Consider the following 23,339-nt stretch of genomic DNA (forward strand, 5'->3'; position numbering starts at 1 on the left):
GGCTAGGTCACATCCTGCGTAACAACATTCCAACCTTTGTTACGTCCTAGCAGCTACTTCTGGCGATATGCGAATCATGTCCGATGAGTTTGAAATATGCAAGTAGTTGGTAGGAAAAGATTAGATCGGGTTGGGAACACCAGCAAGTTTGCTGGTGCTCCTTTTTTCTTAAAGCTTAGATTCTAGGGCGGGTAGCACGTCAAATAAGTCGGCCACTAAGCCATAATCGGCGACTTGGAAAATTGGCGCGTCTTCGTCTTTATTAATGGCAACGATGACTTTTGAGTCTTTCATACCGGCCAAATGTTGAATAGCACCACTGATGCCCACGGCAATGTAAAGTTGCGGTGCAACAATTTTACCGGTCTGACCGACTTGCATGTCATTCGGTACAAAGCCCGCATCAACCGCTGCGCGAGAAGCGCCCACCGCAGCACCGAGCTTATCTGCAACAGCCTCTAATAACTTAAAGTTATCGCCATTTTGCATGCCTCGACCACCGGAAATCACCACTTCGGCAGCGGTTAACTCCGGCCGCTCAGAAGCCGCTAACTGCTCACCCACAAAGCTCGACTTGTCGCTACTTTGTACCGCGTCGACGGCGTCAACAGCGGCACTTCCGCCTTGTGCAGCCACAGCGTCAAAGGCCGTAGCACGAACGGTAATCACTTTAATGGCATCACCAGACTGTACCGTGGCGATGGCATTACCGGCATAAATTGGGCGTTTAAAAGTATCTTCGCTTTCTACCGTAATGATATCCGATACCTGACCGACATCTAACAACGCCGCTACGCGTGGCATGAAGTTTTTACCGGTGGTAGTGGCTGGCGCTAAAATGTGACTGTAATCACCTTGCTTCGCCAATTGCGCAACTAAGGCGCCAAGATTTTCTGCTAATTGATGGCCGTAAGCGGCGTTGTCAGCTAATAGAACTCGTTTAACGACTGCCACGTTAGCCGCTTCATCGGCGACTGACTGACAGCTTTCACCGGCAACCAACAACGTAATATCGCTACCGATTTGCTCTGCCGCCGCCAAGGTTTTCAGTGTGGCAGGGTTTAATGCCTGATTATCATGTTCTGCGATAACTAAAATGCTCATAATACTTTTGCCTCATTTTTAAGTTTATCGATCAGTTCATCGACATCGGCGACTTTCACACCAGCACTACGTTCGGCAGGTGGCTCAACTTTCAGCAGCTTAATGTTACTGCTTATGGTGACGCCTAAGTCATCGGCGCTCAGCGTCTCCAACGGCTTACGTTTAGCTTTCATAATATCGGGTAGCTTGGCGTAACGCGGTTCGTTCAAGCGTAAATCGGTAGTGACAATTGCAGGCAGCTGTAGCTTCACGGTTTGTAAGCCGCCGTCGACTTCACGAGTCACTTCGACACTACCGTCAGCCAGGCTTACCTTAGATGCAAATGTGCCCTGCGGCATATCGGTCAGTGCACCTAGCATTTGCCCTGCTTGGTTATTATCTGAGTCAATAGACTGTTTACCCAGAATAACCAACTGTGGTTGCTCTTTTTCGACCACACCCTTTAACAGCTTAGCGACGCTTAAGGAGTCAGGCATGCTATCATGCTCGACATGGATAGCCCGGTCGGCACCTAACGCTAATGCCGTACGTAACTGTTCCTGCACCGCTTTCGGACCTATACTCACCACCACCACTTCATCGGCGATGCCTTGCTCTTTTAATCGCACCGCTTCTTCAACGGCGATTTCGCAGAATGGATTCAACGCCATTTTTACGTTGGCGAGATCGACGTCTGACTGATCTGGTTTGACGCGTACTTTGACGTTGTAGTCAATGACACGTTTTACCGCGACAAGTACTTTCATGTTGTTGTTCCTTTCTCGGATAACCGCTTTAATGTAATTTGCTGCATTATCATGTTTTGCAGTAACGGGTACAAGATAGCACAAGTTATGACCTTGACGTAAACGTAAACTTGACTAGACGCCTAGCCGGTCTTGTTACTATCATTTTTGTTACGATGTCGTTCGGTTATAATACCGTTATCTTCATTAGTTACTGTTGAAGCCCGTTTTTGGAGCTTTATGGCGCACACATCATGAGCAACGAGTCTGCCGCACCAATCTTTCAGCAACGCGAACAAAGTTTGCGTGAACTGGTATCGATCGCCCGTAACATGCCAAACTTTGAAGCCGCTTGGCGTAACGCCGAAAATGCCGTCAGTGGCTGCGAAGCGCAAGTATGGATGCACACCGAATGGCAAGCCAATGGTCATGTCAGATTGCGACTGGATAGTGAGTCACGCTTGGTAAAAGGCACGCTGGGGGTACTGCAGCAAGCGCTGGACGGCGCCACCGCCGCGCAGATCGTCAATTTTGACGTAAACGCGTACTTTGCAAAAATTGGCTTACAGCGTTTTCTTAGCCCTTCGCGCAATAACGGCGTGTTTCAGGTGACTCGTCAGTTACAGCAGCGGGCGGCGGCATACGCCGCTGCAAACGCTTAAACAAGGTCGCCACCGCAAACATCGCGAAGGTATTGGTGACGACCATTGCCGCACCAAAGCCACTTTGGCAATCCATGCGCATACTGCCGGCACCGGGTTTAGCATGACTAATGTCGCCATTGGCAACGGGATAACGCAATTGTTCGGTAGAGTAAACCACATCAATACCAAACTTGCGCTGCGGATTTTTAGAAAACTGGTAATCGCGCCTTAATAAGCTGCGTACTTTGGCTAACAGCGGATCTTGTTGCGCCCGCGTAATATCAGCAACGCTAATTTGGGTCGGGTCGATTTGACCACCGGCTCCGCCACAACTGACTAACGCTAACTTACGCCGCTTGCACCAGGCCATTAATGCCGCTTTACTGCTAACACTATCAATGGCATCAATGACCCCATCAACAGCGTCCGAAAGATAGTCTTCAAAGTTCTCTGGTAACAAGAAATCGTCGATGAAACGCACTTGGCAAGCAGGATTGATATCGACCACTCGAGCCGCTAAAACGTCGCCCTTTAAACGCCCTATAGTACTTTGCGTGGCGGGTAATTGACGATTGCTGTTGCTCAGCGCGATATCATCCAAGTCGATCAGTGTGAGCCGACCTACACCACTGCGCGCTAACGCTTCTACGGCCCAAGAACCGACGCCGCCGAGCCCGGCAACAACGATGTGGCAATGTTGCAAATAATCGCTAAACGCTTGCCCATAAACACGTCCAATACCGGCAAAGCGGCTTTGATAATCATTCATCAGATCACGACTCTTGCTGTTGCAGCGCAAGCTGACTACACGCCTGCTCGCTAACGTCATAGATAATAAAACATAAATGAGTGACATCACCACGGGTTGAAGTCAGCGGTAACAGGGTAACGTTCTGGTACATCCAATCACTGTTACCGGTGACCGGGCGGTAATGCCGAAAGCGGAACAGGTATGGTCGCTGTTGCCAGGTAATAAATGCTCGGGAGCCCAGTTGCCAAACCACATCGGTTTTTCGCCGTAGCCAGCTTTCGTCGATTTCAGAACAACAGCTAAATAACGACTTACCGCGTACCTGACTTGGTCGCAAACCGCTGTGGTTTTCCATAAAGGCGTTCCACACTTGAATTTGAAAAGCGTTATCGACGACCACAATGCCAACGTCTATCGCGCCAAGGATACTCAGTTGCCAATGCAGTTCTTCGAGTTGCGCCAGTTCATCTAAGGCTTGATTACTCATGAGCTAGACTCCAACAGATGCGTCAATAAGCGATCTAACGCGGGTAACGCGACTTGAGGAAATAATAACAGCAAGTCAAAGCTGACTTGACTGTCAGCCATACTGTAACCAATTTCAATGGCCAGTACTCGCTGCCAACGCTCTTGGTGACGACTCAGCAAGTCGCTAATATGACTATCACGCGCCAACAGTACCGGTTGACTGGGCGAAAATTGCACATGTAACTGTTCCGACAGCCCCTGTAGGCAGGCGCTGCTAATGATGCTGGCAGTATCCATCACCGCTTCTAACTGCGTTTGTGCTGGTGATAACGTGCTTTGATAACCCAACAGTTCGGTTAAATCGGCAATCGCGGTATCGTTAAAGATCACCAATGCTTCGCCGTTAACTCCGCTGCCGGCAAAGCCCTGGCTGACTGCCGATACCGTCGCTCGGGTATCAATGGCGGTCAACGCCATATGTAATTCGCTCGGTGCAATGATATTGACTGTCGGTACGGGCAAGTTAATAAAACGCTTGAAAACACGCGCCAGCAGATCACCGGCTCGCCCCATGGCGACGTTGGCAACTTCCTGATAAGTATCGCGTGCGGACAACGCCGTATCTTCAGTGGCGCTCTGCAGCTGCCCTGCCGCCGCTTGGTATAAACCGAATCGACGTAATAGCTGGCGTAGCTCAGCCGCTGCCATCGGCTTCTTAATAAAAGCCATGGCACCCAGTTGCTGCACGCGCTGCTGTGCTTGCGGCTGGATATCACCCGACACCACAATGACAAAACAATCTAATTGTTCCTGTTGAATCGCCGCTAAGGTTTGATAGCCATCCATGACGGGCATATTAAGGTCTAAGAATAGCACCTCGGCCTGCCCCGCACGTACCCGTTTCAAACCCTGTTCACCGTCCTCAGCATAATGGATGATGGCATCCCAATCAGCAGGCAAGCTGCGCTGTAACTGCTTACGCGCCATGGTCGAGTCATCGCAAATGGTGATTGTTAACATGCGTTATACCTTGGTTGCTTTGGCGCTTGGCATGAGGCTGCGCTGGCGGCTGAAAATGAACGAATCAGGGTCATTCAGCGTATTGCTTATACGCTTGGGCGTGTCTAATCGATTTATTCACGCCTTTTCCACTACAGTTTAGCGGATGCTAAACCGCGGGGCTGCGATTCTAACCAGTTATGGAATGTATGAAAAGTCAACAAATACGGAAATTTGTCCACTTTACCTTAATAATGCTCGGCCTGCTGTTAAGCCTTAACCGCTCTGCCTACGCCGATGTTACCGTATCGCCACAACAAGTGGTCAGTCGTTATTGCGAATTAGAATTTATCGGCGCTCGCTTTGACGCCGAACAACAGCCCAAATTTGACAACTTAGTCAGTTGGCCTGCAGCGCCAGCCGTAGCAACCCGGCATCTAGTCATCGACCGCTTTGCGGTGGTGCCGTTAAGCAACGACGCCGGCTACGCCGAGGTTGCGGTGGATTATTGGGTCATCGGTATACTCAGTGACAATCAACTGCAACGTTTTAGTGAAAGCAAGAGTAAACGCATCGTATTCCGCTTACACGAAGATAGCAGCGGTTGGCGTATTCATGCGCCGCGACTCGACCCTCATGTGAGCCTCAGTGCAGTTACGCAATACCTTGCACAAGCTCGTTAAACTACACCGCAAACGGGTATTTAATCGGTTCATGATGACGATATCCACTAACGCTAAAGTCGTCGGTACTGACCCAAGTTTCAAGGTCTTCTAACGTCTTAATGTCGGGATTGATACTCAACTGTGGCGACGGGTATGGCTCTCGCTTAAGCTGCACGTCACGCATCAACGGCAATTGATTCTCGTAAATATGTGCGTTGACGATTTTGTGATACGCAAAGCCCGCTTTATGCCCCGTGATTTGGGCGACTAAAGCGAGCAGCACAAAGCATTGAATTTGATTAAAGTTGAGGCCTAGCGGCACATCACAGCTACGCTGATATGAAGTCAGGTGCAGGGTATCGCCGAGTAATGAAAAGGTGTGCGTGTGCATACACGGGCGCAAACACCCTAACTCAAATTCACCGGGATTATAAAAGGTCATAATTTCAGCGCGGTCATCGATGCCACGACTGAGGTTATCGACTACTTTACGCAGTTGGTCTAAATGACTGCCGTCGGGGCGTTGCCAAGCACGTCCTTGGACACCATAAACCCGCCCCATGTCGTCTTCGCCGCGGCGATTCGGATTCTGCAACCAAGCTTGGTTTTGGTTGGCGTTGGCATTCCAAGTATTACAACCGATAGCACGGAACTGGGCGGCACTTGAGTAACCACGCAAATAGCCTAATAACTCGGCGATAGCCGATTTATAAAAGCTTTTACGGGTGGTGATCAAGGGAAACTGGTTGTTGCCCACATCATAGGTTAAGTCGGCATTGATCACCGTCAGACAACGAATGCCGGTGCGTTGGTTTTCGACCCATATTCCCTCGTCAACGATGCGCTGACATAACGCTAGATAAGCTTTCATTTGACCTTAACTTTGCTTTGAAAACGACCTTGATAGGCTAACACCATCAGCACCACCCCGACCAGTATCATCGGCACGGTTAACCACTGTCCCATCGACATACCCAGCGATAACAGGCCTAGGTGCTCGTCGGGTTCACGGAAAAACTCGACGGTAAAACGCGCCGCGCCATAACCGATCAAAAACAAACCACCCACGGCGCCGGTAGGGCGCGGCTTGCGTGTAAATAGCCAGAGCACGAAGAATAACAGCAGCCCTTCTAAACCCGCTTCGTATAGCTGTGATGGATGCCTTGCAACCGGACCACCTGAGGGAAACACCATTGCCCATGGCACATCGGCCGGACGCCCCCACAATTCGCCGTTAATAAAGTTACCGATACGGCCTAAGCCTAACCCTACCGGTACTAAAGGCGCGATAAAATCGCCGACCGCGAGTATCGCTTTAGCTTTGACCCGGGCAAAAATGATGATGGTGGCAATCACGCCTAGTAAGCCGCCGTGGAACGACATACCACCACTGGTGATATCGAATAAATACAGCGGATTCTCGAGAAAGCGTGGAAACTGGTAAAACAGCACATAACCGACGCGACCGCCGATAACCACGCCTAAAAAACACCAGAACAGCAAATCGCTAAATTGTTCACTGGTCCAGTTGGGGTCGCGCTTAACCTGACGGTTGCCATACCAAAAGGCGAACGCTAACCCTAAAAGGTACATGAGTCCGTACCAACGAATATCAACCGGGCCAAGGCTAACAATGACTGGATCGATCTGCGGGAGTACCCACGCCTGTTGCTGTATCACGACATTATCCCTGTAATAAGTGAACACCGACAATGACTAAAAAGCCGGCAAAGATTTGTTGTAAGCGACGCACTGGCAAGCGTTGTGTTAAGCGCGCACCTAACGGCGCCACTAACACCGATGCAATGCTGATACCCAGCCACGCTTGCAAATTGATATAACCCAAGATTGCACTGGGTTGTTCGCGTAGATGCAACTGTCCAAGCAGCAAAAACATCAACACCGCACTGATAGCGATGGTTAAGCTAGCCACCGACGACACCGCGATAGCGCGCCGTACCGGCAGCTGCAAGCGCTGTAAAAATGGCACCGTTAACGCACCTCCGCCAATACCCACCAATGCTGATAGCAGGCCAATGGCTGTGCCACCCGAAGCAACCACGACATAAGGTGCATTGACCAGCGGCTCGCCCTCACGCGACGGCATTAACATACGAATCGAGAGTAAAATCATCACCGCGGCGAAAATGCGTTTTAACCAAATCGGGTCGATCACCGTCGCTAATAATGCGCCCGCGGCAGCCCCCAATACCAACCCAGGGATTAACCGTTTAACCCAAAAACTATCTACCTGACCATGCTTTGCATGAGCGCGTGACGCACTGAGCGTGGTCATACAAATGGTCGCCAAGCTGGTCGCAATCGCCGTTGGCATCACCAGTTCGGCACTAACGCCCAACATGGGCAGTAAAAACACTAACAATGGCACCACCACCAAGCCACCGCCGATACCCAATAAACCAGCTAACAAGCCCGCTAAGGTTCCACCCGCCAGACACCATAACCATCCCGCTATTAACATGAGACTTCCTTACTTGCCGGCGCGCACAAAACCACCCAAGCCCAAACTTTCCATTTTGACCTTGATCATCTTGCGGATCTGTTCTGGATGACGTGATTGCAGGGCCTTTGCTAGCATCACTTGCAACGTAGATGAGCGCACATGGCGTAAGATCCAACGAATACGGTCGATGTTATAGCTGTTCATACTCAAGGTACGATAACCCATCGCGACCAACAACAAAGCACCGCCGGGTTCACCCGCCAGTTCACCACACACGCTGACCGGCTTGTTCAATTGCTGGCAACGCTTAGCGATATCATCTAAACAGGCCAATACGGCCGGATGGAAGGCATCGTAAAGCGAGGCAACACGCGGATTATTACGGTCGACGGCCAATACGTACTGGGTTAAGTCGTTGCTGCCGACGCTAAAAAAGTCTACCTTACTGGCTATCGCTTCTAACTGATAGACCATTGCCGGTACTTCGATCATCACGCCCAATTGCGGCTGATACAGTTGCTGACCATCATCGCAGCCCAGCTCTTCGGAGACTTCGTAGTAAGCTTGCCGCAGTAGTCGCGCCGCTTCATCAACTTCGCTACAACTGGTGACCATCGGTAACAAGATGCGAAGATTGTCGTAACCGATGCTAGCGCGCAGCATGGCACGTACCTGGATCAAGAAAATCTCCGGGTGGTCAAGCGTCAAGCGAATACCGCGCCAACCTAAGAATGGATTATCCTCGCTTAAGCGTAAATACGGTAGCGGTTTATCACCACCTACGTCTAGCGTCCGCATGACCACTGGACGCTGCGGGAACTGCGCCAGCACCTGCCGATACATCTCGACTTGTTCCTGCTCGGTAGGCAACCGTTCACGCATCATAAATGGAATTTCACTACGAAATAGGCCGACACCATCAATACCGATATCGCGCAGCCAATCTTGCTCGACATGTAAACCGACGTTTAATTGCAGGCTAATGCGCTGACCGTCTTCGGTTTCTGCCACTTGCCCACGCGAGGTGGCGACGGTCTCTCTTAACTCATCTTCTTCCCGCGCTAACTGCTGATACTCTTTGTGCACATGCGCAGGCGGGTTGACGTAAATATCGCCGGTATAGCCGTCGACAATCAGCGTTTGCTCAGCAAAATAATGCAGCTTGACGTCGTCTAAGCCCAGTACCGCTGGGATCCCCATGCTACGAGCCATGATTGCGGCATGCGAGTTACTAGAGCCGCGGATCGAAATAATACCGATGATGTCGGTTACCGGCAGTTCCGCCAACATCGAGGCGGTCACTTCGTCGGCCACCAAGATGCACTGTTGGGGCACCTCGGCAAAGCGGTTTTGACGAGCCTGTAAATGCATTAACACACGTTGGCCGATGTCACGCACATCAGCCGCACGCTCACGAATATACGGGTCGTCAACGTCTTCAAATTGCGCGACAAAGTTCTCGACAACTTGCTTTAATGCCGTTTGTGCGCGCCAGCCTTCGCTAATGGCTTGCTCGACCGCATCACCTAAACTGGCGGCATCGAGCATGCTCTGGTAAACATCAAAAATCGCCAAGGTGTCGGCAGGCAGCGTATCTTGCATGCGCGCCGACAATTCTTTTAGATCCTGTCGAGTACGCGCCACCGCGTTACGGAATTTACGAATTTCTTGCGTGGGTTTGTCGGTGCGTTTAGCGGTGACTTCGTCAAGCCTAGCTTCGGGCCGGGCAACGAACGATGGACCAATAGCCACCCCTGGCGAGCCGGGCTGACCGCGTAGGCTATGGACCCAATGCGACTGTTCGGTGCGCAATAAACCTTTCGCCTCGGCGTGCGCAATGACCACCGCTAATTGTGCCGCTAGCGTTACCAAAAAGGCTTCTTCATCGGCACTAAACGCACGTGAATTTTGCTGCTGAATGACCAACACGCCGAGCACTTTACGACGGTGAATCACCGGCGCCGCAAGCATCGCCCGATAGCGCTCTTCGCCAACGTTCTGTAGTTTTTTGAAGGCCGGATGCAAACTGGCATCAGCGATATTTAATGGCTCTTCGCGCTGCGCCGCTAAGCTAATGATACCCTCGCCAAAATTGACTCGGATGTGCTGGTTTTCTGCGACTTGGAAGCCATCGCTAGCCAACATCACAAATTGGCGCTGCGTATGGTCGGCAATAAATACACTGCAACAATCGGTTGCTAACGCCGTTTTGACCTGCTGTACCATGGTCACCAGCGCCCGTGAAAAATCGGGGGCCTGATTAACAGCTTCAACGATACGTTGCAAAGTGATTATCATAACTTACCGTTTCCGTCGTTGCGGGCGCGCCGTTTGCTTGTGCGCATGAACGCCGCCTTGACGTTTGTAGGGCTGTGCGGGCTTATGTGGATGTGGCATCGCACTGGGTGCAAATTCTTTCATTACGCGGCGATATACATCACGCTTAAACGACACCACCTGACGCACCGGATACCAGTAGCTCACCCAACGCCAATGATCAAACTCTGGGTGGCTGGAACTCAGCACATTCACATCCTGTTCGGCACAGGTCAAACGCAACAAGAACCAACGCTGCTTTTGGCCGATACACATCGGCCGTTGATCACGTCGCACCAAGCGCCGCGGTAAGCGATAGCGCAACCAACCACGGCTGCTGGCGACAATTTCAACTTGTTCAGGTTGTAACCCTACTTCTTCCCACAGTTCACGATACATGGCTTGTTCAGGTGTTTCGCCATCATCGATACCACCTTGTGGAAACTGCCAGCTATGTTGACCAAAACGACGTGCCCAAAAGACTTGTCCTTGCTCGTTACAGATGACGATTCCAACATTAGGGCGGAATCCATCAGCATCTATCACGCGAGCATCCTCATTTTCTCGGATTCTGCCTTTGATTTTTCCACAAAGCTGGGCACTGGGCAAATAACTCTTTGCGTTGTTAGCAATAAACTTTGCGTCGCTTACCTTGCCCGTTGCACAATAGCACTATCAAGCCAACGCTTAATGCTAATTTAAAGAGACCGTTTTGACATGTTGGACGCCAATCCCGATCCGCCACAAACGCTTGATCAATTATTTGACCGTGCCGCCAGTCTGGCTGGCTATCGGTTTGCCGATTTAGCGCAACAGGCACAACTCGTGATGCCTGCCGACTTACGCCGCGATAAAGGCTGGGTAGGTCAACTCATTGAACGTTATTTGGGTGCCAGCGCTGGCTCTACACCGCAGCAAGACTTTCCCGAGCTTGGCGTAGAATTAAAAACGCTACCGATTGATGAACTCGGCAATCCGTTGGAAACCACCTTTGTCTGTTCGGCACCGCTGATGGCGACCGCTGGGCTGAGTTGGCTCAACAGCAATGTCCGCAATAAGCTACAATGCGTCTTATGGTTACCCATTGATGGACGCCGCCAAGTGCCGCTTGCCGAGCGGGTGGTCGGCAGCGCTTTTTTATGGCGTCCGAACCAACTTGAGGATGCCCAATTACAAGCCGACTGGGAGGAGCATATGGACAAAATTAGTTTAGGCGAAGTAGAAACCATCAGTGCCCATCATGGGGTTTACTTGCAGCTCCGGCCAAAAGCCGCAAATGGTCGCGTGCTAACCGACGCCGTTGGTGCCGATGGCCAGCCTATCAAGGCGCTGCCACGTGGCTTTTACTTAAAGAAGGACTTCACCCGCCGGCTATTACAACGCGCCTTTGCAGAACCTCAAGATTAGGTATCGAACATGCGATTTAAGCGCGACTGTCCGATTTGTAAACGTATCCGAGCGATGCTCATCTGGGCCTTGCTGATGTGGTTATTCTTTATTTGGTACAGTCATTGATGAACTTGCCCGAGCAATATGTTACCGCGCTGACAAAACGAAACGCGCTAACGGTCGCGGCATTAGGCGTGTTTTGCTTAGTCTTTATGGCGTTCTGTTGGTTAGCCGAAATCCCGCTGCCGACACTAATTTGGCTGTGTTTATGGTTGCTTAGTAGCGTCAGTCTATTACTCGCGGCAGGCAAATATTTTGAGCCTGACTACTCCCTTAAAATCACCCCAGAAACGATTGATTATGTACACCGTAAAGGTACTTGGCGGTTACATTGGGACAACATTGTACGATTTGATATTCCACGCGTGCAGCGCCCCTTTGCGCTCGAGGATTTACCTTATATTGCCTTTCGCGTCGACAACATTGACCGCGCGCTAGCTGATATTTCACCGCGTCTTGCTAACCATTTGGTCTTTGAGCAACGGCAACTGCTGATCATGGCGCTACGTCATCAACTGCCTGACGCACATGACTACAGCGACTACTTTGATATTCCAGAGCGCTATATCAGCCCGAACGGTCAACAATACCGCGGTGTGATGGCGGTATTTGCTACTCGTACCGCGCAGTTACGCGAGTTATTGGGCTATGATTTTTATATTAGCGCGAATGCGTTAGATCGTGACTTGTTCGAATTTAGAGATTATTTAAGGCAGTTACAGCAAAGTAAGAATCAGTATTTAAGCTAAGCTTTGGCTAGCTTAAACCCGCTGGCGCATCAAGCCGCCCCAACTGCGGTTTATGAAACAAATAACCTTGTACTAAATACACCCCCAATTCACGCACGAACTGCAACTCTTCTTGGCTCTCGATACCCTCAGCAATAATGGCGATGCCTAGCTCATTAGCAATCTGGCAGATACCTCGAACAATGGCTTGCTTGGCGTTGTGCAAATGAATATCGCGCAACAGTTTCATATCAATTTTAATGATGTCGGGCTGAAAATCAGCGAGAAGTCCAAGACCCGCGTAACCCGCACCAAAATCATCGATGGCGGTCATAAAGCCATGCTCGCGATAAGCTTGAAAAACATCGATCAGAAAGGCCCGGTCAACCACCGACTCCTGTTCGGTAACTTCGAAAATAATACGTTGATGCGGAAACTGATAGCGTCCGGCTGCTTTTAGTGTGGTGGCGAGGCAAGTTTCTGGCTCGTAAATCGCATTTGGCATGAAATTAATACTCAGCCGTGCCGGCAACTGGAGTTGCGCCGCCGTCTCGATGGCTTTGACCCGACAGCGCTGGTCAAAGCTATAGCGGTTATCGTCATCCACTTGGCTTAGTACAAAGCCGGCGCCCTCGCCCTGACTACCACGCACCAGCGCTTCATGAGCAAAAATTTGCCCGGCATTCAAGTCGACAATGGCTTGCATTGCCATTTTAATGTCAAACGGAAGACGCTGTTGGCAAGTGCATGGGCCACATCCTGGCATAGGATTTTCCTTTTTATTCGCGAAAGCTTGCTGTCAAATTGTTGAACGCCTATTCTAACGAGTCAAGAGCCACAAGCGGATCAATGGCCTACAAGCAAAGATGTCTATTACCCTGCAAGAATTTATCGACACGCACACGTTAAAACCGCGCGAAGGTTTACGTGTAGTCACTCGTCACAGCGAAACGGTGGTATTGCGCTCGGATAACGAGTGGCTGTTTTATAGTAGCAACGCCCCCACCGTTTGCGTTGAACATCTAGCCATTTTGCCAGCCGACAGCGAACCTGAGCAGTTTGACGATATGCTGCGCTGGGTGCCGGGTAAACAGCAACACCAACTCCACATAAAACCTGTTTTACCGCATCTACCGGTGGTGGTCAAACCCACTCGCGGCATCGCCATTCCGGGGAATAGTCGAGCCCAGTTTTATACCGCCATACCGATGTCGCTGCAGTTATTTATTAATCCCGCCATGCCTCACAGCGAGCCAGAACCGGTATACGAAATGGCAACCGAGCCGCTGCAACAAACATGGTTTGGACTCAATACCCGCGAGGGTGAAGTCTGCTTTGCTTCGGCTGATTACTTACGGTTATCGCCAGAACTGCTCGATGTCGCCGCTCATCATGTGTTAATGGAGTTGCGGGTAGTGAATAAAGAAAGCCGCACTTTGCGCATCGACAAGCTCAACATTCCGGTCATGTACTTGCCCATTTATCAGTTATCCAACCAACAGTACTGGTCGCCCACGGTTACCATTATTAATGAGCGTCACAGCGATGCCTTAAAGCTTAATTACGCGCGCACCATCGGTCGCAAAGCCGATAACCCGAAGCTGGTCGGCGAAGCGCGTTTGAAATCTGACTCACGTACCTTTTTCCGCGCGTTGGAGGCGATCATAGGATGATTTCTGCCGTCGATGTTGTTGACCAAGTGGTTGATTCGGTTTCGCGAGCCGACAGCTGGACTTGGATGAAAGCCTGCGGTTGGATAATCGCCGGCTTACTACTGCGTTCAATTTTACTCAGTGCGATGCGGCGCTACATGGATAGCCAGGCGAATACGCACAAAAATATTCTTTATCAACGTGCGGTATCCTACGGCATTATTTTTATTTTCTCGTTAACGGCGCTATCAGAACTCGGCTTTGAAAGTAAGATTTTGCTAGGTGCGGCCGGTATTTTATCGGTAGCCATTGGTTTTGCCTCACAAACCTCGGCGTCCAATTTGATCAGCGGTTTGTTTTTACTCAGCGAACGCAGTCTAAAAATCGGCGACGTTATCCGTATTGACGGCATCCGTGGAGAGATTATTGCCATTGACTGGCTGTCGATTAAGCTACGCACCTTCGATAACCTATACGTTCGGGTTCCTAACGAGTCATTAATTAAAGGTAATGTTGTTAATTACTCAAAATTTGCTATCCGTCGCGTCGATTTATATTTAAACTTCGCGCCCACCACGGAGCTTGCTCAGGTGCATGAATTACTCATGCAGTTGGCGGCGAGCCAACGTGATGTGTTACGCGAACCAGAACCACAGTTTTTTCGTAATGGTATTAGCTTAGTGGGCGTTGAAACGCAATTCTCGGTATGGGTTCGCAGCATCGATTTTTTTGAATCTAAAGCGCGACTCATCGATGCCGTGTTAGCAATTCTGCGGGAGCACCAAATCAACATCGTGCAAACTCAAGTGGCACTACCACAAGAGTCCAGCACAACGCGCATACCCTATCCATAGTCAAAGCGGTAACGGAGATTTTTTACATGCAAACACTCGGTTGGCGAGAATGGGGTAAATTACCCGAATTAGCGATTGATGCCATCAATATGAAAGTCGATAGCGGCGCGAAGACCTCGTGTTTACATGCTTTCGCCATCGAACCTTTTAGTCTCGATGGCGAAAACTGGTTAAAAGTTTGGATTCACCCAGAGCAAGACAGCGATCGTGAGCACGTATTTGAGGCGCGCGTTTTTGATCAACGAGAGGTCACCGATTCGGGCGGCCATATCGAATTGCGTTATGTCATTCAAACGCGACTACAACTGGGCGACTTTGACGGCCCTATTCAGGTCACTTTAAGCAACCGTGACACCATGAAATTCCGTATGTTGTTGGGCCGCGAGGCCATGCGTGGTCGCTTTTGCGTCGACCCAGCGGCATCATATTTATTAGGAGAATAAGCATGAGAATTGCCATTTTATCACGCGATAAACGCTTATACTCGACCCGTCGTTTAGTTGAAGCGGCACAGCAATCGGGCCACGAAGTCGACGTCCTTGACCCGCTAAGTTGTTACATGAATATCAACGCGCGTGAATCGTCGATTCACATGAAGGGCAGCGAGTTACCCGCTTATGATGCCGTGATTCCGCGTATTGGCGCGTCGGTTACGTTTTACGGCACCGCGGTTTTACGTCAGTTTGAAATGATGGGTGTTTACCCGTTGAATGAGTCAGTAGCCATTTCACGCAGCCGCGATAAATTGCGCTCGCTGCAATTGTTATCGCGCAAAGGCATTGGTTTGCCGACCACCGGCTTTGCCAATAAGCCACAAGATATTCCAGACTTAATTGATATGGTCGGTGGCGCGCCGCTAGTGATTAAGCTACTTGAAGGCACACAAGGTATTGGCGTGGTATTAGCTGAAACCCGGCAGGCAGCCGAATCGGTGATAGAAGCGTTTATGGGTATGCGCGCGAACATCATGGTGCAAGAATATATTCGCGAAGCGGGTGGCGCCGATATTCGCTGCTTTGTCATTGGCGATAAGGTCATCGCAGCAATGAAGCGGCAAGCCAAAGAAGGCGAGTTCCGCTCTAACTTGCACCGTGGCGGCAGTGCCTCACTGGTCAAGCTTACACCCGCCGAGCGCGCGACCGCGATTAAAGCGGCCAAGACCATGGGTTTAAACGTTGCCGGGGTGGATATTCTGCGTTCTAATCACGGACCACTGGTGATGGAAGTCAACTCTTCGCCGGGCTTAGAGGGTATTGAATCGGCGACCAGTAAAGATGTGGCCAAACAAATTATTGGCTTTATTGAGAAAAATGCGAAAGCCAACCGCACCCGCACGAAAGGACGAGGCTGACCGAGATGAAAGCGTTCCAGCTGGCGGACCAGCGCATAGCCCCTGGCTCAAGGCATAGCGTCAGCATTCCTGCTGCACGTTTATATAATGACACACCGATGGATCTGCATGCTGAAGTATTTCATGGCATTAAAGAAGGCCCAACGCTGCTAGTCTGCGCCGCTATTCACGGCGATGAATTGAACGGTGTGGAGGTTTGCCGGCGATTACTGAGCCAAGTCGATCCAAAGACCTTACACGGCACGCTGATCATCGTACCGGTAGTCAACGTTTTTGGATTCATTCAGCAGTCTCGTTATTTACCTGATCGCCGCGACCTCAATCGCTGTTTTCCCGGCTCTGAACGCGGCGCTTTAGGTAGCCGTTTAGCGTATTTATTCAGTGAAACACTGGTTAAGAGTGCTACCCATATTATCGATTTACACACCGGCGCTATTCACCGCAGTAATCTTCCGCAAATTCGCGTGAACACCGAAAACGAAGCCGCCTTGGCAATGGCAGAAGCATTTGGCTCGCCGGTTGTATTGCATTCCCGCGACCGCGATGGTTCGCTGCGTTCATTAGCCAATGAGCTCGGTATTCCATTGATTTTATACGAAGCCGGCGAAGCCCTGCGCTTTGATTATGCCGCCATAAATGCTGGTGTTAACGGTGTCGAAAACGTTATGCGGCTGTTAAAAATGATCAAAGGCCGGCGCCGTAAACGGGTCACTCCGGTGGTTGCCTACCGCTCAACTTGGGTGCGTGCTGAGCGCGATGGCTTGGTTATTCCTAAGGTAGAATTGGGACAAGTGATTAACAAAGGCCAAGTCATCGCACAAACCGTTAACCCACATGGTGAGGAAACCTATCCGATTAAATCGTTAGTGAATGGCATTCTTATTGGTATCACCAATATTCCAGTGGCTAATGAGGGTGAAGCCTTATTCAATATCGCTCAATTTGATGCCGAGGTGGTCGACGATGCCGCCGAGAGCGTCGACGTATTTAGCGAAACCTACGACGGTAAACCGTTGTAACCGGGTTGCGGTGATTGTCGTACTATTCACCGCGACAATCACCCTAACAAAGCTTCAGTTTACGCCGACGTCAATTAACGTCAAAACAACTTCTGCTATAGCATTTCTTCTGTTAAACTGCGCAATAAATAAGCGCTTATCTAACATCAGCCTTTAGCTTGGCTTCAGTTTACCGTGTAAGCGTCGATAACAATAATAATGTACTTCGCATGGATTCGGCATGGTTGCAGGCATCAGCCTCGCGCGCGAGGATAAGAGTATTTACTTGCAGGCAGAACCATCTACCGCGATAGAAAACGTCACGGTAGAGGCGCTGGAGCAACTCTTTACGGCATCGGATTACGCTCGAAGCCGGCGTCGCAGTGCGGCCATTTTCCATGACTGTTACAGCGAAATGCAGCGCTATTTTAACAGCACCCCAAAACCCAAAATAGCCTTTAAGTATGTTATCGCTGAAGATTCAGATGCCCGCGTTGAAATTAAAGTAGCAGACGACGGCATGTCGGCCGAAGCCCGCTTTTCACAAGGAGAGGGTGGACTTTCACTCAGCAAAAGCCAAGTGCTACAAGCACTGCGCAACGCCGGCGTAACCTCCGGTATTCAACGCCCTGCGATAGACCAACTATTAGCACATAGCCAAGGCGAAAATTGCCATGAACCGCTATCGATTGTTATCGCTAAGGGCAAGCGCCCGATTAATGGTTTAGATGCCCGCTTCAAACCGCTTGTCGATGATGCTCGTAAGCGTGTCCTAAGACCCCAAGAGCGCGAGGGTGGTCGCGTCGATATGCGCGATTTGGGTAAATTGGTTTCGGTAAACGAAGGCCAAGCCATTCTAGAAAAACTACCACCAACCAAAGGCCAACACGGCTTTACCGTGAAAGGACAAAAGTTAGAAGCTAGCGATGGCCAAGATCGTGAGCTCAGCGCGGGCAACGGTGTGGTCGTCGATCCAGAAAACAATTTGCGACTATTAGCCGACCGCGTTGGTATTCCCACCTTTAACGACAACAGTGCCAACGTTGATGAAGTGCTATCGCTGACCAATGTTGACGTGAGCACCGGGCATATTGATTTTACCGGCAGTGTCATTGTTAGCGGTAATGTCGCTGAAGGTATGCGAGTTAAGGCTGGTGGCGATATTACCATTGCCGGTTATGTTGATGCTGCCGAATTACACGCTGACGGCAGCATAACTGTCAGTAAGGGCGTGATCGGTAAGCAGCTGGATGAGCACGAGAGTATTTTAGCTGAACATGAAGATGACGACAGCGTCGCGACGTTGAGCACCAATGTGGTTGCGGCCGGCTCGGTCTGGGTGTCTTATGCTCAATATGCCAAGTTGGTCGGACACAGCGGCGTGATCGTCGATAAACAAACCACCCACTGCCATATTGTTAGCCAAGGCACCGTCTGTTTTGGCGGCGAGGGTAAAGCCGCTAAAGGTAAGTTAGTTGGTGGCTTAGTAGAAACGACCTCCGATTTGTATTGTGGACAAATGGGCGCTCCCGCTGGAGCTAAAACACGTATTCTATTTCTGGTTCCAAATATCGCTAGCCCTGAAGAAATAGAGTTGGGCTCTCTACGTACCGAGTTGGCTAACATTGTCTCGCATCTGCGCAAGCTATCGGTACTTAGCCACAACATTCAGACAATGGAAGCCAGTGACCGTCAAGTACAATTTCGCCGTAAACTGCAACAAGAGTTACCCGCCAGTCAGGCGCGTTTACATGAGGTGCAAGCCCGCATCAAGGAATTGCTGGCTATAGAACCGCCACGACCGCAATTAAAGGCCGTTGCGACTAAGCATGCTTATCCCAATGTACAAGCAGAATATCTACAAGAGCGGTTACGCTTGCGTGAAGCTCGTGGACCTACCGTGCTGTTGTTAGATGGTCGCGAATTGCGCGTTGATAGTTACAGTTAATCGCCATCCCATGAGTACGCAAATGTGCTTGGGCTGTGGCGTTTGAACCAGTACAATAACGGTTTGCTCCTTGAGTTAACTAGCACCGCATGACTATTGCCGATACCAGCCGCTTATTACAACGCCAACCACAGCAACCCTGGCGCGATCAAGCCACCTTGGTGGTCAACCCCGCCGACAATGATTTAGCCACCACCGATAACTCAGCTTGGTTGTTGCATGCAGGATTTCAAACATCATGGGCTAATGGAGTATGCTGCGCACGTTTATCTGAGCATTGGCAACGGCTTCCTTGCAAACAAGTGTTGCTCTATGTGCCCAAAGAAAAAGCGCTGTTAGCTTACTTACTACGGCAATTGGCAATGCTGGCCGAAGAGCCTACTCGTATCTGGCTTGTCGGCGAAAAACGCAGTGGTATTCAACGCCTGTTGAAACAGCCCCCAACAATCCTATCTGACCTGCAAAAAACGGCGGTAGGTAATCATTGTGTATTAGCCAGCGCCAGCTTGCAGCCAAGCCGCTATCCACTCGAACAGGATTGGTTGACACTCACTTATGATGGTATTGAACCAGCGCTGACGCTACGCAGCCTGCCAGGCGTGTTCAGCCAAACGGGTGTTGATGCAGCAACTCGGTTGTTACTCCAGCAGTTGCCGCCGTTACAAGGTAGCGTGCTCGATTTCGCTTGCGGTACAGGCATCATCGGTTGCTTTGCGCAACGCCAAACAGCGGTGACACAAGTCAGTTTTTTGGATGTCAGCCCACTCGCCATAGCGGCTGCGAGATGTAACGCGAGCGACACCGGCAACAGCAAATTTTATCTCAGCGATGGCCTGCGAGAAGTCGCGCACACAGAACGCTTTAACGTTATCGTCAGTAACCCGCCCTTTCACCGTGGCTTAGCTACCGATTACAGTATTGCGGAACAATTTATCAGCGAAAGTCATCAACATCTTCATCGAGGCGGCCAATTGTTCATTGTCGCAAACCGCTTTTTGCCTTGGCCAAAACACATTGAACAACACTTTGGTCACTGTGAAACCCTCGCCGCTGACAGCCGCTTTGCTGTATATCGCGGTATTCGTCGTTAATGTTGGGGGATTCAGCTATTATAAATGGCGTACAGCGATGTTTTTGAGATTATCTTACACTGACATCATTAAGCAGTGGATCAGTCGTCAAGCGGCTACTCACCAGTAAAAGGATCGATGACTCGGTGATTCAATTCAGTTCGATTAAGCGAAGCTTGTTAATTATTGTAGTTTTAGTCACTGCAATCGCGCTGTTGGTAGCTTTTTCCGTTAACATCGTCAACCAAGCCGACAATTACCGCCAATCTCTGTTAGAACGTTCACAAGCCTATGCCGAGCTGAGTGCTTTTAACGCGTTATCGACTATCGTATTCGATGACAGTGAGACCGAAAGCCAGCGCTTGCAAGCACTACGTAGTAGCCGTTTTATTGAATACGTGCATGTCTATCGTTACGACGATGTATCGGGTGAGCTAACGTTTTTTGCCAGTTACAACAAACGTGGACTCACACCGATTCCGGCTAAGTTCTCACAAGTAGAAGCGCTGCAAACGCCAAAGGTCAGCGATAGTTATATCGAAATATCCGAGCCTATTTTACTGGACAGCAATGTCGTCGGTTATATTTATTTACGCGGTTCCTTGGATGAACTGAATTCCTTTATGACGCGCTCGGTATTGCTGTCGCTGGCCGTTTTTGTGTTGACCCTCATTTGTAGTGCATTGCTAACCATTCAGCTACTCAAAAATATTACCCGCCCAATCGACGATGTGGTATCGGTGATCCAGCAAATCGCGCGTGACAAAGATTACTCCTTACGTCTACCGCAATCGAATTTGCGCGAACTCGATAGCATCAGTCATGCGGTAAATACTATGCTGGGTCGTATTCAGAAGCATATTAGCCGACAAAAACAAGCTGAGCATGAAGCCAGTACACTCAACGCCGAATTGGAAAAACAAGTTAGCGAGCGTACGCAAGCGCTGAAAGAAGCGAACCAAGAGTTATTAAAGACACTGGAACAACTACATCAGTATCAAAGCCAGTTAGTCGAGTCGGAAAAAATGGCATCGTTAGGCGACATGGTGGCGGGTATTGCGCACGAGGTTAATACCCCAATTGGCTTGTCGGTGACGGCTTCAACCCTATTGCAGGACAAGCTGCAAGTGATGCAGCAGAAATTTGATAACAAACAAGTATCAACCAGCGACTTTACGCGCTTTTTAAGTGATAGCGAACAAAATCTCGATATCATTTATCGCAATTTGCAGCGCGCCGCCGAGCTGATAACCAGCTTTAAACAAGTCGCGGTAGACCAAACCTCCGAAATTGACCGTGAAATTCCGGTACGGCAGTTTATGGATGATGTATTGTTGTCAATGAAACCTAAATTGCGCGATCCAGAACAGTTTCCAATCAATGTACATTGCGATGAGAGTTTAGTCGTGGTGACCAAACCCGGCCCGCTAAACCAAGTGTTGATGAATTTGATACAAAACTCGATGTTGCATGGCTTTGAAGGAAAGCATACTGGAACTATCGATATTTCCTACTGCCTTACCGATAGTAACGAATTAGAAATTACTTATCGTGATGATGGTTGTGGCGTACCTATTGATATTCGACGTCGTATTTTTGATCCCTTTGTCACGACTAAACGCGGTGCTGGCGGCAGCGGTCTGGGTATGCACTTGGTTTATAACTTGGTGACTCAAGTGTTGAACGGCAGCATTCACTTTTTTAGTGAAGAACATTATGGTGTAGAATTTGTAATTCGTTTTCCTGTAAAAATTAAAACTTAGGCCTTTAAAAGATGCTAAATCGTCACCATTTACGCCCTAAGTTGAAAATTTAGCGCGCTTACCGACTCAAAAGCGCGCTTTAACGTTGTCTCTATTGCCAACGTTGGTACAAAAGTTATAGTCTACTGATTGCCGTAATAATGTTGTAAAATGACGTTGTTATGAGATTTTCATTCGCGCTACTGGATAATTGATATGACTGCCAAATTATTAATCGTGGAAGATGAGGTCGTAACTCGTCAAACCCTAACTCGCTTATTCCAACAGGAAGGCTATGAGGTCTATGACGCGGCCGATGGTTTGCAGATGGAAAATATCATGCAGCAGCAACCGGTTGACTTAGTCATCATGGATGTCAACTTACCCGGTAAAAATGGCCTTGAATTGGCAGAGTCGTTGCGCGAACGAGACAACATTGGCTTGGTGTTTTTGACTGGCCGTGATAGCGAAGATGATCGCCTATTGGCTTTAGAGTTAGGCGCCGATGACTATCTCAGCAAACCTTACAACCCGAAAGAATTAACCATTCGCGTACGTAACCTGTACCGTCGCATCGAAGCGAGCAAAACGCCACAAGCGTTGGCCACCGGTAGTCAGCAGTTCCATTTCTCGGGCTGGCGCTTAGACGGCGATAGCCGCTGCCTATTCTCGCCAGACGGACAAATGTTCCGACTACCAAAAAGTGAATACCGCGCGTTGGAGTTATTTTTATCTAACCCAGGTCGCATCTTGGACCGCGAGACATTAGTGAAGCGCATGTTAGATCGCGAATTGCGTCCAAATGACCGTACTGTGGATGTAGCAATTCGTCGTATTCGCCGGCATTTTGAGTCACACCCGCAAACGCCTAATTTAATTACCACGATTCACGGCGAAGGTTATCGCTTTGTCGGCGACGTAAACGTCGAGCAAAACTAAACCGAAACGAGCGCTATTATTGATAAACAGGGTTGAGCGTTGCTCAGCCCTGTTTTGCTATCCACTGTTTTAAAATGGCTAAATGTTCTGGTACTTTTTGCGGCCATTGCTGTAATAGCTCGTAAGCCTCTGGCCACTGCCACTCGGCTTTTTCCAGATGCTTCATATCGTCCATTAGCACTAATAATCCCAACGAACTGCAAGCGCCTTTCACCTTATGCGCTTGCCGGCGCAATCCTTCTTCATTTTGCGCATTCAATTCACCGGCCATTAAATTGACATACTCGCCGATAACTTTTTCGAAAGTCACAACCGTTTGTTGTAAGCCTTCACTACCCAGCGCATCCAGATATTGTTGCAATAATTCGGTATCTAATACGTCACTCATGAACCACTCCGCCAGATTTTGCGTAATGACTTAGCTTACCGAGGTCGACCAGAAAGTAAAAGTGTTACGTCATCAGGCCAACCA

The 23,339-nt window shown here is 49.7% G+C and carries 25 protein-coding genes; 13 read left to right on the forward strand and 12 right to left on the reverse strand.

Features of this window, described 5'->3' with window-relative positions; translation table 11 throughout:
• Nucleotides 1-168: 168 nt before the first annotated feature.
• Nucleotides 169-1,104: an electron transfer flavoprotein subunit alpha/FixB family protein gene (locus A10D4_RS02840; protein ID WP_008487610.1), complete on the reverse strand. Its 936-nt coding sequence runs from the start codon at nt 1,102-1,104 to the stop codon at nt 169-171.
• Nucleotides 1,101-1,850 (reverse strand): electron transfer flavoprotein subunit beta/FixA family protein, encoded by a 750-nt coding sequence (locus tag A10D4_RS02845; protein WP_008487611.1) that lies wholly within the window; start codon nt 1,848-1,850, stop codon nt 1,101-1,103. Before A10D4_RS02845 ends, A10D4_RS02840 begins: the two co-directional genes overlap by 4 nt.
• A 233-nt stretch (nt 1,851-2,083) precedes the next feature.
• Between A10D4_RS02845 and A10D4_RS02850 the strand changes: the two genes are divergently transcribed.
• Complete coding sequence (locus tag A10D4_RS02850) at nt 2,084-2,491, forward strand: SufE family protein (RefSeq protein ID WP_008487612.1); 408 nt, start codon at nt 2,084-2,086, stop codon at nt 2,489-2,491.
• Here A10D4_RS02850 and tcdA read toward each other — a convergent pair.
• Genes tcdA through A10D4_RS02865 form a run of 3 tightly spaced genes read right to left on the reverse strand, consistent with a single transcriptional unit; the run spans nt 2,406 to nt 4,712 of the window.
• Complete coding sequence (gene tcdA / locus A10D4_RS02855) at nt 2,406-3,242, reverse strand: tRNA cyclic N6-threonylcarbamoyladenosine(37) synthase TcdA (protein WP_008487613.1); 837 nt, start codon at nt 3,240-3,242, stop codon at nt 2,406-2,408. The two genes, A10D4_RS02850 and tcdA, sit on opposite strands and share 86 nt — an antisense overlap.
• Before the next feature lie 4 nt (nt 3,243-3,246).
• Nucleotides 3,247-3,711, reverse strand: a complete 465-nt coding sequence (locus tag A10D4_RS02860; protein ID WP_008487614.1) for a PAS domain-containing protein — start codon at nt 3,709-3,711, stop codon at nt 3,247-3,249.
• Nucleotides 3,708-4,712 (reverse strand): response regulator, encoded by a 1,005-nt coding sequence (locus A10D4_RS02865; protein ID WP_008487615.1) that lies wholly within the window; start codon nt 4,710-4,712, stop codon nt 3,708-3,710. The genes A10D4_RS02860 and A10D4_RS02865 overlap by 4 nt, the downstream gene beginning before the upstream one ends.
• Before the next feature lie 188 nt (nt 4,713-4,900).
• Here A10D4_RS02865 and A10D4_RS02870 point away from each other — a divergent pair, with 188 nt between their 5' ends.
• Nucleotides 4,901-5,374 carry a hypothetical protein gene (locus A10D4_RS02870; protein ID WP_008487617.1) on the forward strand — a complete coding sequence of 158 codons (474 nt, stop codon included), beginning with the start codon at nt 4,901-4,903 and terminating at the stop codon, nt 5,372-5,374.
• A 1-nt stretch (nt 5,375) separates the two neighbouring features.
• On the opposite strand, the gene A10D4_RS02875 is transcribed toward A10D4_RS02870, so the two are convergent.
• From A10D4_RS02875 to rppH, 5 genes are read right to left on the reverse strand one after another with little or no spacing between them, the layout of a single operon-like run.
• Entirely contained in the window at nt 5,376-6,227 is an 852-nt protein-coding gene (locus tag A10D4_RS02875) for a thymidylate synthase (protein ID WP_008487618.1), read from the reverse strand.
• The gene (gene lgt, locus A10D4_RS02880; RefSeq protein ID WP_040502382.1) at nt 6,224-7,033 is read right to left on the reverse strand and encodes a prolipoprotein diacylglyceryl transferase; all 810 of its coding nucleotides are present in this window, start codon (nt 7,031-7,033) and stop codon (nt 6,224-6,226) included. The genes A10D4_RS02875 and lgt overlap by 4 nt, the downstream gene beginning before the upstream one ends.
• A 7-nt stretch (nt 7,034-7,040) precedes the next feature.
• Complete coding sequence (locus tag A10D4_RS02885) at nt 7,041-7,838, reverse strand: sulfite exporter TauE/SafE family protein (RefSeq protein ID WP_008487620.1); 798 nt, start codon at nt 7,836-7,838, stop codon at nt 7,041-7,043.
• A gap of 9 nt (nt 7,839-7,847) precedes the next feature.
• Nucleotides 7,848-10,118: a phosphoenolpyruvate--protein phosphotransferase gene (gene ptsP, locus A10D4_RS02890; RefSeq protein WP_008487621.1), complete on the reverse strand. Its 2,271-nt coding sequence runs from the start codon at nt 10,116-10,118 to the stop codon at nt 7,848-7,850.
• 3 nt (nt 10,119-10,121) lie between these two features.
• Nucleotides 10,122-10,682: an RNA pyrophosphohydrolase gene (gene rppH, locus A10D4_RS02895; protein WP_008487622.1), complete on the reverse strand. Its 561-nt coding sequence runs from the start codon at nt 10,680-10,682 to the stop codon at nt 10,122-10,124.
• Nucleotides 10,683-10,853: 171 nt separating this feature from the next.
• Between rppH and mutH the strand changes: the two genes are divergently transcribed.
• Together mutH and A10D4_RS02905 are read left to right on the forward strand one after the other, a co-directional pair.
• Nucleotides 10,854-11,543 (forward strand): DNA mismatch repair endonuclease MutH, encoded by a 690-nt coding sequence (gene mutH / locus A10D4_RS02900; RefSeq protein ID WP_008487624.1) that lies wholly within the window; start codon nt 10,854-10,856, stop codon nt 11,541-11,543.
• 77 nt (nt 11,544-11,620) lie between these two features.
• Nucleotides 11,621-12,334 carry a DUF2982 domain-containing protein gene (locus A10D4_RS02905; protein ID WP_156812071.1) on the forward strand — a complete coding sequence of 238 codons (714 nt, stop codon included), beginning with the start codon at nt 11,621-11,623 and terminating at the stop codon, nt 12,332-12,334.
• Between the two features lie 7 nt (nt 12,335-12,341).
• Here the strand turns inward: A10D4_RS02905 and A10D4_RS02910 are convergent, their stop codons facing one another.
• Nucleotides 12,342-13,079, reverse strand: coding sequence for an EAL domain-containing protein (locus A10D4_RS02910; protein ID WP_008487626.1), 738 nt, complete (start codon nt 13,077-13,079; stop codon nt 12,342-12,344).
• Between the two features lie 100 nt (nt 13,080-13,179).
• On the opposite strand from A10D4_RS02910, the gene A10D4_RS02915 reads away from it, so the two are divergent.
• The 9 genes from A10D4_RS02915 to arcA all read left to right on the forward strand — a co-directional run bounded on the left by A10D4_RS02915 (nt 13,180) and on the right by arcA (nt 22,867).
• On the forward strand, nt 13,180-13,986 hold the full coding sequence (locus A10D4_RS02915; protein WP_008487627.1) for a hypothetical protein: 807 nt from the start codon (nt 13,180-13,182) through the stop codon (nt 13,984-13,986).
• Entirely contained in the window at nt 13,983-14,819 is an 837-nt protein-coding gene (locus A10D4_RS02920; protein WP_008487628.1) for a mechanosensitive ion channel family protein, read from the forward strand. Before A10D4_RS02915 ends, A10D4_RS02920 begins: the two co-directional genes overlap by 4 nt.
• A 26-nt stretch (nt 14,820-14,845) precedes the next feature.
• Complete coding sequence (locus A10D4_RS02925; protein ID WP_008487629.1) at nt 14,846-15,262, forward strand: ATP-dependent zinc protease family protein; 417 nt, start codon at nt 14,846-14,848, stop codon at nt 15,260-15,262.
• A 2-nt stretch (nt 15,263-15,264) separates the two neighbouring features.
• Entirely contained in the window at nt 15,265-16,170 is a 906-nt protein-coding gene (rimK, locus tag A10D4_RS02930; RefSeq protein WP_008487630.1) for a 30S ribosomal protein S6--L-glutamate ligase, read from the forward strand.
• Between the two features lie 5 nt (nt 16,171-16,175).
• Complete coding sequence (locus A10D4_RS02935; protein WP_008487632.1) at nt 16,176-17,189, forward strand: succinylglutamate desuccinylase/aspartoacylase family protein; 1,014 nt, start codon at nt 16,176-16,178, stop codon at nt 17,187-17,189.
• 220 nt (nt 17,190-17,409) lie between these two features.
• On the forward strand, nt 17,410-19,116 hold the full coding sequence (locus A10D4_RS02940) for a DUF342 domain-containing protein (RefSeq protein ID WP_008487634.1): 1,707 nt from the start codon (nt 17,410-17,412) through the stop codon (nt 19,114-19,116).
• 89 nt (nt 19,117-19,205) lie between these two features.
• A complete protein-coding gene (locus tag A10D4_RS02945) occupies nt 19,206-20,207 on the forward strand; it encodes a class I SAM-dependent methyltransferase (RefSeq protein WP_008487635.1) in 1,002 nt (333 codons plus the stop codon).
• A gap of 155 nt (nt 20,208-20,362) precedes the next feature.
• A complete protein-coding gene (locus A10D4_RS02950; protein WP_237738519.1) occupies nt 20,363-21,949 on the forward strand; it encodes an ATP-binding protein in 1,587 nt (528 codons plus the stop codon).
• A gap of 195 nt (nt 21,950-22,144) precedes the next feature.
• On the forward strand, nt 22,145-22,867 hold the full coding sequence (arcA, locus tag A10D4_RS02955; protein WP_008487637.1) for a two-component system response regulator ArcA: 723 nt from the start codon (nt 22,145-22,147) through the stop codon (nt 22,865-22,867).
• 43 nt (nt 22,868-22,910) lie between these two features.
• On the opposite strand, the gene A10D4_RS02960 is transcribed toward arcA, so the two are convergent.
• Entirely contained in the window at nt 22,911-23,255 is a 345-nt protein-coding gene (locus A10D4_RS02960) for an Hpt domain-containing protein (protein ID WP_008487638.1), read from the reverse strand.
• Between the last annotated feature and the right edge of the window lie 84 nt (nt 23,256-23,339).

It is taken from the genome of Idiomarina xiamenensis 10-D-4, from assembly GCF_000299895.1.
Lineage (GTDB): Bacteria > Pseudomonadota > Gammaproteobacteria > Enterobacterales > Alteromonadaceae > Idiomarina > Idiomarina xiamenensis.

What these genes read in the sequence shown, in the direction of transcription:
- mutH (WP_008487624.1), top strand. Translation starts at nt 10,854, where the DNA reads ATGTTGGACGCCAATCCCGATCCGCCACAAACGCTTGATCAATTATTT.
- A10D4_RS02840 (WP_008487610.1), bottom strand. Translation starts at nt 1,104, where the DNA reads ATGAGCATTTTAGTTATCGCAGAACATGATAATCAGGCATTAAACCCT.
- A10D4_RS02885 (WP_008487620.1), bottom strand. Translation starts at nt 7,838, where the DNA reads ATGTTAATAGCGGGATGGTTATGGTGTCTGGCGGGTGGAACCTTAGCG.
- A10D4_RS02875 (WP_008487618.1), bottom strand. Translation starts at nt 6,227, where the DNA reads ATGAAAGCTTATCTAGCGTTATGTCAGCGCATCGTTGACGAGGGAATA.
- tcdA (WP_008487613.1), bottom strand. Translation starts at nt 3,242, where the DNA reads ATGAATGATTATCAAAGCCGCTTTGCCGGTATTGGACGTGTTTATGGG.
- A10D4_RS02865 (WP_008487615.1), bottom strand. Translation starts at nt 4,712, where the DNA reads ATGTTAACAATCACCATTTGCGATGACTCGACCATGGCGCGTAAGCAG.
- A10D4_RS02845 (WP_008487611.1), bottom strand. Translation starts at nt 1,850, where the DNA reads ATGAAAGTACTTGTCGCGGTAAAACGTGTCATTGACTACAACGTCAAA.
- A10D4_RS02920 (WP_008487628.1), top strand. Translation starts at nt 13,983, where the DNA reads ATGATTTCTGCCGTCGATGTTGTTGACCAAGTGGTTGATTCGGTTTCG.
- A10D4_RS02915 (WP_008487627.1), top strand. Translation starts at nt 13,180, where the DNA reads ATGTCTATTACCCTGCAAGAATTTATCGACACGCACACGTTAAAACCG.
- A10D4_RS02870 (WP_008487617.1), top strand. Translation starts at nt 4,901, where the DNA reads ATGAAAAGTCAACAAATACGGAAATTTGTCCACTTTACCTTAATAATG.
- A10D4_RS02860 (WP_008487614.1), bottom strand. Translation starts at nt 3,711, where the DNA reads ATGAGTAATCAAGCCTTAGATGAACTGGCGCAACTCGAAGAACTGCAT.
- ptsP (WP_008487621.1), bottom strand. Translation starts at nt 10,118, where the DNA reads ATGATAATCACTTTGCAACGTATCGTTGAAGCTGTTAATCAGGCCCCC.
- A10D4_RS02935 (WP_008487632.1), top strand. Translation starts at nt 16,176, where the DNA reads ATGAAAGCGTTCCAGCTGGCGGACCAGCGCATAGCCCCTGGCTCAAGG.
- A10D4_RS02945 (WP_008487635.1), top strand. Translation starts at nt 19,206, where the DNA reads ATGACTATTGCCGATACCAGCCGCTTATTACAACGCCAACCACAGCAA.
- A10D4_RS02910 (WP_008487626.1), bottom strand. Translation starts at nt 13,079, where the DNA reads ATGCCAGGATGTGGCCCATGCACTTGCCAACAGCGTCTTCCGTTTGAC.
- A10D4_RS02960 (WP_008487638.1), bottom strand. Translation starts at nt 23,255, where the DNA reads ATGAGTGACGTATTAGATACCGAATTATTGCAACAATATCTGGATGCG.
- rimK (WP_008487630.1), top strand. Translation starts at nt 15,265, where the DNA reads ATGAGAATTGCCATTTTATCACGCGATAAACGCTTATACTCGACCCGT.
- A10D4_RS02940 (WP_008487634.1), top strand. Translation starts at nt 17,410, where the DNA reads ATGGTTGCAGGCATCAGCCTCGCGCGCGAGGATAAGAGTATTTACTTG.
- arcA (WP_008487637.1), top strand. Translation starts at nt 22,145, where the DNA reads ATGACTGCCAAATTATTAATCGTGGAAGATGAGGTCGTAACTCGTCAA.
- A10D4_RS02925 (WP_008487629.1), top strand. Translation starts at nt 14,846, where the DNA reads ATGCAAACACTCGGTTGGCGAGAATGGGGTAAATTACCCGAATTAGCG.
- A10D4_RS02850 (WP_008487612.1), top strand. Translation starts at nt 2,084, where the DNA reads ATGAGCAACGAGTCTGCCGCACCAATCTTTCAGCAACGCGAACAAAGT.